Raw genomic sequence first — 13,142 nt, 5'->3', positions numbered from 1 at the left:
ACAAGCGGGCAATGTCGAGGGACGCTGAGAAAACCGGGATAAGACAAAAGAGGAGGATTTGCCCGTGCGGTATTCAAAATCAGGAATCTGCTTTTTCAGCGCGATCTGACTTTTTCTTCAGGCTATCGGACTCGCTGGTTTCGAGCGTAAAGCCGGCACCGTGGTCGGTACCCAGCATTTTGACCAGATACGGCATCATTTCACGCAGCATCGGTTCCAGCGTCCACGAAGGATTCACAATGAACATGCCGCTGCTGCGCAGACCGAAACCGTCCGGCGAGGGCGTGCTGACCGTCAAGGTCACATTAAGCCAGCTTTTGGTTTCCAGACGCTTCATTCTGTCCTGGAACTGACGCGCCTCTATCCTTTGCAAGACCGGATACCAGATCGCATACGTCCCGGTAGGAAAGCGGATCAGCGCATCCTGCATGGTTTCCTTGACGCGCTGATAATCGCGCTTGTCTTCGTAAGGCGGATCGATCACCACCAGCGCGCGTCGCGATGGTGGGGGCAACAGCGCCTTCAATCCCAGGAAGCCGTCGCCGCGCTCGACGATGACGCGCTTGCCGCGTACATTGCTGCGAACGCCCTGCTCTGCTGCGTGCGCATCGAGCTTCTTGAAATTTTCGTGCAGGATTTTGCTTTCGCTCGAATGCAGCTCGAATAAGCGCAAACGATCCTGCTCGCGCATGATCTTTTCGGCGCAATAAGGCGAGCCGGGGTAATAGCGCATCTTCCCGCTGGGATTCATGTCGCGCACCATTTGCACGAACTCTTCCAGCGCCGGCGGCATATCCTTGCGATGCCACAGACGTCCAATACCGGATTCATACTCGGCATTTTTGGAAGCGAAATTGCCATCGAGCGCATACACGCCCGCGCCCGCATGGGTATCGACCACCATGTAAGGCGTTTCTTTTTGTCCGAAATAGCGTAACAACTGCACGATTATGGTGTGCTTGAGCACATCGGCATGATTACCCGCATGAAAAGCGTGGCGATAACTCAGCATAAAACATCCATCATAAAGCGATTCCCTGTTGCCGAAAGCCGGTGTAATTGCTTGCGTTTCGGACTGTGTGTGCCTGTAGGGGACGGTGCGCGGCAGAGAAAATGTCTGATGACGCGCCCGCCCGCAGACAGTAATATTCGATTCTAACAATCTACCGGCGTCAATAGTCCTTTTCTATTGTAATAAAGCACGAATTCCGCACTGTGCAGGTCATTAACCAACGCATGACACCGCAGAAACCCCCGATGCAGATGTTCAGACCTGCTTATAGACCCACCGGCGGCGGCAAGGTCGCATCGGTGCGCGCCCTGTCCAGCCGGAAATAGGCATCGAGCAAGGTCGTTTTATCGACCACGCCCAACAACAGCGGCTGCTCGCCCTCCTGAATCACCGGCAAGCGCTCGCCCTGATGATCCAGAAACAATTGCAGCGCCTCGCCGAGCGACATCTCCGGCGTCACCTCATGCAAAAACCGCGGACGTAAAAAATCCCCCGCCACCCGCGTTTCCGTCGCTGTTTTTTCCATCAGCAAGGACGTCACATCCTGCAAGGCCACGACACCCAGATAGCACTGCTGCGCATCGACGATGTACACGTATTTGACCGGATACCGCAGGAACATGGCGGCCACATCGGCAAACGGCGCATCTTCGCGCAAAATAGTGCGCGCCGGTTTAATCAGCTCACGCATGTGCGTGCCGCGCAGGCGAATGCGCGCCTCCTCTTCCCGACTGCGTTTGAGCGTAATCTCGTACATCGAGGGGCCATTACTGCCCCGCGCGACAAAATAAGCCACCACACACGCCAGCATCAGCGGCAACATCACCTGATAGCTCAGGGTCATTTCGAAAATCATCAGTATCGCCATCAAGGGCGCACTGGTCGCCGCCGCCAGAAATGCGCCCATACCGACCACCGCATAGGCAAATGGTGCCGACGTAGCGTGCGGCCACCAGCCATGCACCAGCTGACCAAACAACAAACCGAGCGCCGCGCCGACAAACAGCGCCGGCGTAAAAATACCGCCCACTGCGCCGGAACCGGTCGTCATCGCCGTCGCCACGACCTTGCACACCAGCAGCAGCAACACGCCCCACCAGATCCAATCGATATGCAGGAACGAATTCACCACGCTATAGCCATTGCCCCACACTTCCGGCACCCAGATGGAAATGCCGCCAGCGAGCAAGCCGCCCAAACCCAGTCGCAGCGGCAAGGGCCAGGCCAGTTTCCCGAAGCCGGTTTTGGCGAAGCTCAGCACGCGCAAAAACTGCGGCGCGATCAAACCGGCAAACACGCCCAGAAAAACGAACAAGATAATTTCGTTCAGGCCGACTTCCGGGAAATACGGCATTTCATAAGCCGGCTGATAACCCGGCAAGGCGCGCATCGTGATGTTGGCGACGACGGCGGCCACGACAATCGGCCCCAGACTTTCCATCGCCATCGCGCCCAGCACAATTTCCGTGACGAAAAACGCCCCGGCAATCGGCGCGTTGTAGGCAGAAGTAATCCCGGCCGCTGCGCCGCAGGCAACCAGCAAACGCAAACGCGCCACCGGAAAGCGCAAACCGCGCCCGGCCAGCGACGCGCACAAGGCAGCCAGTTGCACCATCGGCCCTTCACGACCTATCGACCCGCCGGAAGCCACCGTCGACAGCGACGACAAGCTGCGCAGCAAACTCTGCCGTACCGGCACCCGACCATCGCCGATGGCCACCGCCTCCATGTAATCGGAATTGGCCGCCGCCGGCATGCGTTGCGACCACCACAGAAACCCACCGGCCACGACACCGCCCCCCGCAGGCAGCAGCAAGCGCATCTGCCACGGCAAGCCCTTGGCGATCTCGACAAAACTCCCTTTATGCCCGGTCAGCAGAATTTGCAGTATCCCGATCGCCTCACGAAACACGATGGTAGCCAGCGCCCCGAGCAAGCCGATCAGCGCCGCCCACAGCAGCATGGTGTGAGCATCCGAAATACGTAACAAGCGGCGGCCCTGCAAGAGCCAGGAGGCGGTCTGATCGAAGAAATTAGTCATGGATTGTGTTTGAATAATTCATGCGGCGATTGTAACAAGGTGGAGGAATCGCAGACGAACGGAATGCACACACTTGAACCGGATGAAGAACCAGCGCAGAAAGGGGATCAATGCTGTTGCAGCGAAGGGTTCGCCGCAGGAAGAAAATGTGAAGATACTTGCTCTGTAAACGGCCATCGCGCTGAGAAGCCGGTATCAATACCGACCAGCCAGCGCGATGGTTTTCTACATCAATTTATGGAGGCTATGAGTAAGCGTCGTGCGGTAGCTTAATCAGAGATTGCTTATTTCTTTGCATCGAAGAACTGCTCATCTTCGGTCGAGCCATGCAGCGCAGTCGTCGACGACTTGCCTTGCTGAATCGCCTGGGTGACAGCATCGAAATAACCGGTGCCGACTTCGCGCTGATGCTTGACGGCGGTAAAGCCCTTGTCGGCGGCGGCGAATTCGTTTTCCTGCAATTCGACGAAAGCCGACATGCCCTGACGTGCATAACCGTGCGCCAGATTGAACATGGAATAGTTCAAGGCGTGGAAACCGGCCAGCGTGATGAACTGGAACTTGTAACCCATCGCGCCCAATTCTTTCTGGAACTTGGCGATGGTGGCATCGTCCAGATTCTTTTTCCAGTTGAACGAAGGCGAGCAGTTGTAAGCCAGCATCTTGCCGGGGAAGCGTGCATGCACGGCTTCGGCGAATTTGCGGGCGAACGCCAGATCGGGTTTGCCGGTTTCGCACCAGACCAGATCGGCATACGGAGAATAGGCCAGCGCGCGGGAAATCGCTTGGTCGATACCAGGACGGGTCTTGTAGAAACCTTCGACCGTGCGTTCGCCGGTGCAGAATTCTTTGTCGTTATCGTCCACATCGGACGTCAGCAAATCAGCGGCTTCGGCATCGGTACGGGCAATCACCAGTGTCGAGGTGCCGGAAACGTCGGCGGCCAGACGGGCTGCGTTCAGTTTTTCAACGGCTTCACGGGTTGGCACCAGCACTTTGCCGCCCATGTGGCCGCATTTTTTGACCGACGCCAGTTGATCTTCAAAATGGACGCCGGCAGCGCCCGCATCGATCATCGACTTCATCAGTTCATAGGCATTGAGCACGCCGCCGAAACCGGCTTCGGCATCGGCAATGATGGGCGCGAAGAAATCGATGTCGTTTTTGCCTTCGGACCATTGAATCTGATCGGCGCGCTGGAAGGTGTTGTTGATGCGTTTGACCACCATCGGTACCGAATTGGCCGGGTACAGGGATTGGTCGGGATACATTTCACCGGCCAGATTGGCGTCGCCGGCGACTTGCCAGCCGGACAGATAAATCGCCTTCAGGCCGGCTTTGACTTGTTGCATGGCCTGATTGCCGGTCAGCGCGCCCAAAGTATTGATGTAAGGCTCGGTGTTGAGCAGATGCCAGAGTTTTTGCGCGCCGCGTTCGGCCAGCGTGTGCTGGATTTGCAGGGAGCCGCGCAATCTGACGACGTCATCGGCGGAATAATTACGCGTAATGCCCTTCCAACGCGGGTTTTCGGTCCAGTCTTTGGTCAGTTCCTGTATTTGCTGTTCACGTGTGCTCATGCTTGACTCCCTTGATTAATAATCGGTGTATCCCTGAATGCATGAATTCATCATAGGTTTTATTTGTGCTGCAACATACTCTTATATAAGACCTATTTATTTATTTTTATCATTTAAAATCAATTAGATACAAACACGTTTTCACTATGCGGTGACGCATCTCTACAAATGAAATGCAAATATGATGCTGCGCAGCGCGAGATTTCACGATGCGGAATCAACTTACCGCATCGTGAAATACCGTAGCTCCAGAGGTGCTCCCGACAAAATCCGCATAATCCCCCGCGATGGGCAGCAATCACCGGCAATCATCCCTCCGGGAAACACGTCTGGTCGTACACCCCCTATAATCATTCAAAATAATTTGAAATAATTCTAGCGAATAATTCGAGCAAATAATTAAAAGAGACTTTATGACGACACGCGAAGCAACCTTGGCCGCATGGCTGGAGCAAGAGAAACAAGTACGCGCCAAACTGGCCGCGCCCGGTATCGCTGGCATGGAGGCATTGAAGGCCGGCACCGGCATGGAATTTTTACAACGGATATGGGACGGCGAATTACCCTCTCTTTATATGGGCCATACGCTGGATTTCGTTCCGGTGGAAGGCGAACCCGGCCGCATCGTGTTCCAGGGCACTCCCGGGGTACAGCATTACAACCCGCTGGGCAGCGTGCATGGCGGCTATTTCTGCACCTTGCTCGATTCCGCGCTCGGTTGCGCGGTGCACTCCATGCTGCCAAAAGGAGTCGGCTACACCACGCTGGAACTGAAGGTCAACCTGATCCGCGCCATGACCGCCAAAACCGGGCCGGTGCGCGCCGAAGGAAAAATCATCCAGATCGGTAAACAAGTCGGCGTGGCGGAAGCCAACATTGTTGACGTCGACGGCAAAATCTACGCCCACGCCACCACAACCTGTCTGATTTTCCCCTTGCCGTAACCGTCTGACTTGCAGCGTGGTAGTTAACATGGCTACCTGCGGCCGATGCCGATGCTGCCGGCAAGGTTGTCTATTCGGTCTATACAGTAGAGAATGCCTGCACGCCTTTCGCTGCTTATCTTCACGGCATCGTTGGGCTGCATTTTTCTGCTGCATTTTTCTGCTGCATTTCTCTGCTGCATTTCCCTGCTGTATTTCTCCGCTGCACTTTTTCGCAGCACCTTCACCGCCTCACTTTTCTCGGTAAAGCCTATCTGCCATGGATTACGCCCTCGATATCAGGACCTTCCTGTTCAGCCACTATTTTTACACCGGCCTGCGCATCGCCACCGGCGTAGTCGGACTGACCCTGCTGGTCTTCAATGTCACGGACATACAAACGACCATGTCGGTCTTTCTTGGCGCGCTCTGCACCAGCCTGATGGATTTGCCGAGCCCGCTACGGCACAAGTTCAACGAGATGCTGGCCGGTGTATTGCTCTGCACCGTCGTCATGCTGATTATCAGTCTGTGCGCGCCCTACCATCTGCTGCTCAGCGTGATGATGGTGGTGGTCAGTTTCATGGCGAGCATGATGGTGGTGTACGGCAAAAAGACCATGCCGCTGCAATTTGCCGCGCTGATGATCATGACGCTGACGATGGAAAAAACCTACGATAACCATTCCGCCCTCTGGTATTGCGGCGTGTTTTTCAGTGGCGGCATCGGTTACCTCTGCTATTCGATGGTGGTGTCCTGGTTTTTGCGCAATCGCATCAAGCAGCAAATTCTTGCCGAATCACTATTCGAACTGGCCAGCTACCTGCGCATCAAGGCCGATTTTTATGATGTCCGCACCGATCTGAGCACCCAGTTCAACACCCTGGTGCGCCACCAGATCGCGCTGGCAGACAAGCAACAAGCCGCGCGCGACCTGATTCTGCGCGACTACCACACCAAGCAGGACGGTCTGCTGGTGCAAGTCCATCTGAGCGCGCTGGAGCTGTATGAACAAGTCCTCTCAACGCATGCCGATTACGCCTTGCTGCGCAGTTATTTCGCCGATAGCGACGTCCTGATTTTCCTGCGCGACCTGGCCAACAAAACAGCGGTCGATATCGAATCGATCGCCTACGCCGTCACCCGCAAACGCGCCTCGGCGTCGACCGTCAATTACAAGGCCGAGCTGCGCGCCGTCCAGTTCGAACTCCAGCAGTTACAGCAAGACGCGCTGGCCGGACGCATTCCCGAAGAAGCAGTGACGCTGCTGCGACTGACCTACGACAAAATTGTCGACATCATCGATTTCATCGGCCAGTTGCATCTGGCGACCCAAAAACCGGTCGATCCGCTGCCCATCCTGCCGGGCGTGGACATGACACCGTTCCTGACCCAGCAGAAATTCAAGGCCGGCATGCTCATCGCTCAGTTGCGTTGGGAGTCCCCGGTTTTCCGCTTCGCGCTGCGGGTGGCGCTGGCGGTCAGTACCGGCCTGTGGGTGGCCGATACCCTGCCCTATGTCGCCCACGGCTACTGGATCGTGCTGACCATCGTCATCATCCTCAAGCCGAATTTCAGCATGACCAAACGCCGCCTGGCCGACCGGATGATAGGCACCATCATCGGTTGCCTGCTGACTGCCGCCATTTTGCGTTTCGTGCATCAACCGGCAGGGTTGCTGGCCGTTCTGTTTGTCGCCAGTGTGGCCGCACCGGCTTTCACCTATATCAAATACCGCTATACGGCTATCGCTGCCACGGTGCAAATTCTGTTGCTGCTCAATATGTTGCTGCCAACCGGGCATCAGGGCGTGGTCGGGGAACGCCTGATCGACACCCTCATCGGCGTCGTGCTGGCAACGGTATTTTCGCGGGTACTGCCAAGCTGGGAATACCGCGGCCTGCCGCGTCTGATCGCCAACGTGTTCAAAGCCAGCCAGCGTTATATCAGCGCCAGCCGCGACATGCTGGAAGACAAGGTGCGTGACGATTTCTTTTACCGTATCTGCCGCAAGGGCTTCATGGATAGTCTGGCGGCACTGATTTCAGCGCTGGTCAGAATGACCGACGAACCGCTGAGCAAACAGCGGGCAGTCGGCGAAATCAATCGCTTCGTGGTGCAAAATTATCTGGTGGCGGCGCATATTGCCGCCTTGCGTATTTTGTTGCGCCGACACGCTGAGAACCTGCCGCGGGCTTACGTCAACAATCTGCTGGAAGAAACCTATAACAAAGCGACAGGGACGCTGAACAATGCCCAAAGCATCATCGAAAACCTGAGCGCCGAGGGAACCTCGGCCGCCACGCCGTCTGCCGCACAGTCCGCCGTGCCGCAGCCGGTTCCCGCCAACGCCGAAGCGCTGGCCGGGATGCCGCTGCAAACGCTCGCGGTGGACGACCCGGCCGTTACCGAGTGGTCGGGCTGGCACACCTTGCAGCGCCGTGCGACGCTGCTCAACGAAGATCTGCTGCTGATACTCCAGCAAACCAAGGCCATTGGACGCAAGCTGCAATAGGCCCCAGGCCTGATCCCGGATTACGCCATCTTGCTGCGGCGCTCCGGCTCCCCCTCCTGCGCCGCCGCCGGTAAGGTAGCCCGCAACTGACGCGCCGCGCTAACCATGTTCGCCAGCGCCGCATAGGTTTCCGGCCAGTTACGGGTTTTAAGGCCGCAATCGGGATTGATCCAGAGTTGCCGGTCAGGCAGCACGCCCCGCGCTTTTTGCATCAGCCGCACCATGTCGGCAACTTGCGGAATGCGCGGCGAATGGATGTCGTAGACCCCGGGGCCGATATCGTTGGGGTAATTGAAACGACCGAATCCGTCGAGCAGTTCCATGTCGGAACGGGAAGTTTCAATCGTGATGACATCGGCGTCCATGGCGGCGATCCAGGGCAGGATGTCGTTGAATTCCGAATAGCACATGTGGGTATGGATCTGGGTGTCGTCGGCCACGCCGGAGGCCGTCACCCGGAAGGCCCGCACCGCCCAGTCAAGATAGGCTTGCCAGTCCCGCGCTTTGAGCGGCAAACCTTCGCGGAACGCCGGCTCATCGATTTGTATCATCCCTATGCCCGCCCGTTCCAGATCGCAGACTTCGTCGCGCAGGGCCAGCGCAATTTGCAGCGCCGTGGTGGCGCGCGGCTGGTCGTCGCGCACAAACGACCATTGCAGCATCGTGACCGGGCCGGTCAGCATCCCTTTCATCGGCTTGTCGGTCAGACTTTGCGCAAAGCTGCTCCAGCCTACCGTCATCGCCTCAGGACGATAGACGTCGCCATAAATCAGCGGCGGCTTGACGCAGCGCGAGCCGTAGCTTTGCACCCAGCCATGCGAAGTAAAGGCATAACCCCAGAGCTGTTCGCCGAAATATTCCACCATGTCGTTGCGTTCCGGTTCGCCATGCACCAGCACGTCGAGTCCCAGCTCTTCCTGTTTGCCGACGACCAGTCGGATTTCTTCGCGCATGCGGGCCAGATAATCGAGATGGCCGATCTCGCCGCGCTTGTATGCAGCGCGTGCCTTGCGGATATCGGCCGTTTGCGGGAAGGAACCGATAGTCGTGGTGGGAAAGGCCGGTAATTCCCAGCGCGCCTGTTGTTGGACGATGCGGGTGGCAAAGTCAGCGCCGCGCTCTGCCTGCGCCGCCGTGACGGTTTGCAAGCGCTGTTGCACCAGTCGATTGTGGATGCGGGTGGAAGCCTGTCGCTGCGCCTGAGCGATACGCGCCGCGCTCAGGCTGGCGGCAACCGAGGAGACGACTTCGGCCTTAGCCGACTGGCCGTTGACGGCCTGTTTCAGCACCGCGATTTCGTCCAGCTTTTGCATGGCAAACGCCAGCCAGCTTTTGAGTTCGGGATCGAGCTGGTTTTCCTGCGCCAGATCGACCGGCACATGCAGCAGCGAGCAACTGGCGCTGATCCAGAGACGGTCGCCAAGCGCGGCTTGCAAGGGTTGCAGCACCGCCAGCGCCGCATCCAGATCGGCGCGCCAGATGTTACGGCCATCGATCAGGCCGACGGATAAGACTTTGTCCTGCGGCCAGTCGGCGGCAAACGCTGGCAATTGCGCCGCGCCGCGCACCAGATCGAGATGGACGCCGGCCACCGGTAATTCGCGCAGCAAGGCGGCATGGTCGCTGACTTCGTCGAAATAGGTCGCCAGCAGCAGCGAGGGGGCGACCTCGCTGAGCGCGGCGTAAGTGGGCGCGAACGCCGCGACCCATTCCTGCTCCAGCTCCAGCGCCAGCATCGGTTCATCGATTTGCACCCATTCGACGCCGCAGGTTTTCAGTCGCGCCAGCAACGTCCGGTAGCCCTCGACCAGCGGTTGCAGCAAGTCCAGCTTGTGCGTCAGGCTGGATTTAATTTTGCCCTGATACAGCAAGGTCAGCGGGCCGGTCAGCGCCACCTTGACCTTATGGCCGAGCGCCTGCGCTTGCGCGATTTCTTCAAACAGCCAATCGACGCCGCCGTCGAAACGCAGACCCGGCGTCCATTCCGGCACCAGATAGTGGTAATTGGTATCGAACCATTTGGTCATTTCCATCGCGAAATGGGTCTGGTCGCCGCGTGCCAGTGCGTAGTAGCCGGTCAGCGTCAGTTGACGCGGATCGACACCGAAGCGCGCCGGAATCGCTCCCAGCAGCGCCAGCATGCCGGCAATCTGGTCGTACCAGGCAAAATCGCCGACGGTGACAAAATCGAGTCCGGCATCGGCCTGCGCCTGCCAGTGACGCTCGCGCAGGGCGCTGCCGGTGGCACGCAAGGCGGTTTCGTCGATGTCGCCGCGCCAGAAAGCTTCCATCGCCCTCTTCAATTCACGCTGCGCGCCTATGCGCGGAAACCCCAGGATGTGTGCAAGTGCCATGACCGACTCCGTATTCGTAAGGAAAGAATAGTATGGTCAAGTAAATTACAATATGATTCAAACGATAAATATTTGCACTTAACTTGAATGAAATTCATATGCAATCGATTCTGGAAATCCGCCACCTGCGCACCCTGCTGGCTTTGCGCGCCTCCGGCAATCTGCTGCGGGCAGCGACGCTGCTCAATCTGACCCAGTCGGCGCTGTCGCATCAGCTCAAGCAACTGGAAGCGCATTTCGGCACGTCCCTGTTCGAGCGCAAGTCGCAGCCGGTGCGTTTTACCGCTGCCGGTGAGCGACTTTTAAAACTGGCCGACAGCGTGCTGCCGCAGATAGAAGATGCCGAGCGCGATCTGGCGCGGCTGCAACAGGGTGTGGCGGGCCAGTTGCGCATTGCGGTGGAATGTCATACCTGCTTCGACTGGCTGATGCCGTCGATGGATGTGTTTCGCAAAAGCTGGCCGGAAGTGGAGCTCGATATCGTTTCCGGTTTTCAGGCAGACCCTATCGGCTTGCTTTACGAACGCCGGGCCGACGTCGCCATCGTCGCGGAAATCGATGCCGATGAAACGGTCGACTACCATCCCTTGTTCCAGTTTGAAATCGTCGCTTTGCTGGCGCACGACCATCCGCTGGCGGGCAAGGACTATCTGCAAGCGGCCGATTTTGCGACCGATACGCTCATTACCTATCCGGTACCGGACGATATGCTCGATATCGTGCGGCAAGTGCTGCAACCGGCAGGCATTCAGACGGCGCGCCGTACCACGGAGTTGACGGTGGCGATGCTGCAACTGGTCGCCAGCCGACGCGGCATCGCCACGCTGCCGGTCTGGGCGGCGCAAAATTATCTGAACCGGGATTATGTTTTAGCCAAGCGCATCACGGCGCAGGGGCTGACCGGGCGCTTGTATGCGGCTTGTCAGCCGGAGCTATCGGCGCTGGCGTATATGCAGGATTTTATTGCCACTATCCGGGCGACCAGTTATCTGAGTTTGCCGAATGTGGAGTTGCTCTGAACGACGGGGAGGAGTTACTTCTTGCTGCGTTTGACGGCAAACATGCGTTCGTCCGCCACGCGCAGCAGGGTTTCTATGTCCAGCCCGTCTTGCGGAAACAGCGCGGCACCGATGGAGGCATCCACCTGGTACAGCACACATTCCCGACCTGTAATCGGCTGCGCCAGAAAACCGTGAATCTTGCTGACGATGCTGGCGGCAATTGCTTCGCTTTGGACGCCGTGCAGGTAGATGACGAATTCATCTCCGCCAAAACGGGCAACCGCATCTTCCTTGCGCACCGCACGCTGGAGATTGGCGGCGGTTTCCACTAACACCCGGTCGCCTTCATCGTGTCCGTAACGGTCGTTGATTTCCTTGAATTTATCCAGATCGATGAACAGCAAGGCGAATTGCAAGGGATTGACCGCCGAGGCGCTGCGCCGCCGGAAATCGATCTGCGCAGCCAGCGAGTCGCGATTGAGTACGCTGGTCAGACGGTCAGTCCGTAAATTATGCTCCATGTCCTTGAAGCTTTGCGCGAGCTGGCCGATTTCATCGCGGCGATCAATATTAAGCAGAGGGAAGGGTTCGCCATTACCAATACTTTTCGCCGCCAGCGTCAGTTTGCGGATATCGCGCAGCACCCAGCGCAGTATCAGGAAACCGAGAAAGAAGGTCAGTATCACTGACAGCAAACCGAAAATCAGCGCCGGGAGAACGCTACCCGTGACAGAACCAAGGAAATCGAGGCGAGGAACCGCTGCGACCACCAGCCACTCCAGTCCATGCTGGTCATGCAAGCGATTGACTGCTACCGCCCATTTAGCATGGTCTACGCTCACTTCGCGTATCGCAGTCAGCGCCTCGTCTTTTGAACTGGCGTGCGCTGCCTGCAATACGACGGCTGATACGGTGCGAATGGCAGGATTGCTGCTGCTGTCGGCCGGCAGACGTTCCAGATGCTCCTGCTCGTTAAGTGAAGCCGCCTCGCCCGACGAAGCCGCGATCAATACGCCCGAAGGCTCCATGATAAAAACGACGCCACTCTTGTTGATGGGCAATAGTTTGAGTTTTTGATCGACCTGGGTCAGGTTGATGCTGCTGCCTGCGACGCCAATGAAACGGCCCTCTTCATAGACCGGTTTAGAAAAAGTAATGGCCAGCGATTTGGAACGGAAATCCGTATAGATCGGCGACCACAGCGCTTTTTCTTTTTGCATTGCATTGAGATACCAGGGACGCGTACGAGGATCGAAATTATCCATGCCGGACAAGACGGTCGGCGTGCCAGGGCCCTTACTGAGAAAAATACGTAATTTCCCGGTACGGAGGTCGCGCTTGTTTAGCCTGAAATGTGTGCGATTGATTTGCTTGATGCCCATGAAACTACCATCGGCCGCGCCAAAATAGACATTCCCGTAATCATCAGGAATGACATACGTTGCCAGCCACAAGCGTTCTTCCAGCTGCGTCGCCGTTTTTGGGAAAGGCAGGGACGCCGCACCAGCCCCCGTTACCGCACCGTCAAATTCAGGAGCAAGTACATTGAGCGCCTGTTCCGCGCTCTTCAATTGCCATTCGGTTTCCTGATTGACGCGGGTCGTCAGGCTGACAAGCGCGTTGCGCGCCAGCAAGCCGGTAGCATCCTCACTCGCGTTATAAAGAAACCACCCGAGTACTATCGCCAGACACAGCATCAAAAATACAAACGGCAAAATG

General features: G+C 57.3%; 8 protein-coding genes. 3 read left to right on the top strand and 5 right to left on the bottom strand.

Annotated elements, in window-relative coordinates; genetic code table 11:
• Nucleotides 1–79: 79 nt before the first annotated feature.
• From RGU70_RS08705 to aceA, 3 genes are all read right to left on the bottom strand, one after another.
• The gene (locus tag RGU70_RS08705) at nucleotides 80–1,012 is read right to left on the bottom strand and encodes a 23S rRNA (adenine(2030)-N(6))-methyltransferase RlmJ (RefSeq protein WP_322209006.1); all 933 of its coding nucleotides are present in this window, start codon (nucleotides 1,010–1,012) and stop codon (nucleotides 80–82) included.
• A gap of 265 nt (nucleotides 1,013–1,277) precedes the next feature.
• Nucleotides 1,278–3,053, bottom strand: coding sequence for a ClcB-like voltage-gated chloride channel protein (locus RGU70_RS08700; RefSeq protein ID WP_322209005.1), 1,776 nt, complete (start codon nucleotides 3,051–3,053; stop codon nucleotides 1,278–1,280).
• 284 nt (nucleotides 3,054–3,337) lie between these two features.
• Entirely contained in the window at nucleotides 3,338–4,630 is a 1,293-nt protein-coding gene (gene aceA, locus RGU70_RS08695) for an isocitrate lyase (protein ID WP_322209004.1), read from the bottom strand.
• Between the two features lie 413 nt (nucleotides 4,631–5,043).
• Between aceA and RGU70_RS08690 the strand changes: the two genes are divergently transcribed.
• Complete coding sequence (locus tag RGU70_RS08690) at nucleotides 5,044–5,574, top strand: PaaI family thioesterase (RefSeq protein WP_322209003.1); 531 nt, start codon at nucleotides 5,044–5,046, stop codon at nucleotides 5,572–5,574.
• Nucleotides 5,575–5,833: 259 nt separating this feature from the next.
• Complete coding sequence (locus RGU70_RS08685) at nucleotides 5,834–8,068, top strand: FUSC family membrane protein (RefSeq protein ID WP_322209002.1); 2,235 nt, start codon at nucleotides 5,834–5,836, stop codon at nucleotides 8,066–8,068.
• Between the two features lie 20 nt (nucleotides 8,069–8,088).
• Here RGU70_RS08685 and metE read toward each other — a convergent pair whose 3' ends face one another.
• Nucleotides 8,089–10,422 (bottom strand): 5-methyltetrahydropteroyltriglutamate--homocysteine S-methyltransferase, encoded by a 2,334-nt coding sequence (gene metE, locus RGU70_RS08680; RefSeq protein ID WP_322209001.1) that lies wholly within the window; start codon nucleotides 10,420–10,422, stop codon nucleotides 8,089–8,091.
• 98 nt (nucleotides 10,423–10,520) lie between these two features.
• On the opposite strand from metE, the gene RGU70_RS08675 reads away from it, so the two are divergent.
• Nucleotides 10,521–11,441 carry a LysR family transcriptional regulator gene (locus RGU70_RS08675; RefSeq protein ID WP_322209000.1) on the top strand — a complete coding sequence of 307 codons (921 nt, stop codon included), beginning with the start codon at nucleotides 10,521–10,523 and terminating at the stop codon, nucleotides 11,439–11,441.
• Nucleotides 11,442–11,455: 14 nt separating this feature from the next.
• On the opposite strand, the gene RGU70_RS08670 is transcribed toward RGU70_RS08675, so the two are convergent.
• Nucleotides 11,456–13,138: a diguanylate cyclase gene (locus tag RGU70_RS08670; protein WP_322208999.1), complete on the bottom strand. Its 1,683-nt coding sequence runs from the start codon at nucleotides 13,136–13,138 to the stop codon at nucleotides 11,456–11,458.
• Nucleotides 13,139–13,142: the final 4 nt, after the last annotated feature.

It is taken from the genome of Herbaspirillum sp. RTI4 (assembly GCF_034313965.1).
GTDB lineage: Bacteria > Pseudomonadota > Gammaproteobacteria > Burkholderiales > Burkholderiaceae_D > Herbaspirillum.
The sequence above is the reverse complement of the archived record's forward strand: the minus strand, read 5'-3'. Positions and strand labels throughout refer to the sequence as shown.

What these genes read in the sequence shown, in the direction of transcription:
- RGU70_RS08705 (WP_322209006.1), bottom strand. Translation starts at nt 1,012, where the DNA reads ATGCTGAGTTATCGCCACGCTTTTCATGCGGGTAATCATGCCGATGTG.
- RGU70_RS08700 (WP_322209005.1), bottom strand. Translation starts at nt 3,053, where the DNA reads ATGACTAATTTCTTCGATCAGACCGCCTCCTGGCTCTTGCAGGGCCGC.
- aceA (WP_322209004.1), bottom strand. Translation starts at nt 4,630, where the DNA reads ATGAGCACACGTGAACAGCAAATACAGGAACTGACCAAAGACTGGACC.
- RGU70_RS08690 (WP_322209003.1), top strand. Translation starts at nt 5,044, where the DNA reads ATGACGACACGCGAAGCAACCTTGGCCGCATGGCTGGAGCAAGAGAAA.
- RGU70_RS08685 (WP_322209002.1), top strand. Translation starts at nt 5,834, where the DNA reads ATGGATTACGCCCTCGATATCAGGACCTTCCTGTTCAGCCACTATTTT.
- metE (WP_322209001.1), bottom strand. Translation starts at nt 10,422, where the DNA reads ATGGCACTTGCACACATCCTGGGGTTTCCGCGCATAGGCGCGCAGCGT.
- RGU70_RS08675 (WP_322209000.1), top strand. Translation starts at nt 10,521, where the DNA reads ATGCAATCGATTCTGGAAATCCGCCACCTGCGCACCCTGCTGGCTTTG.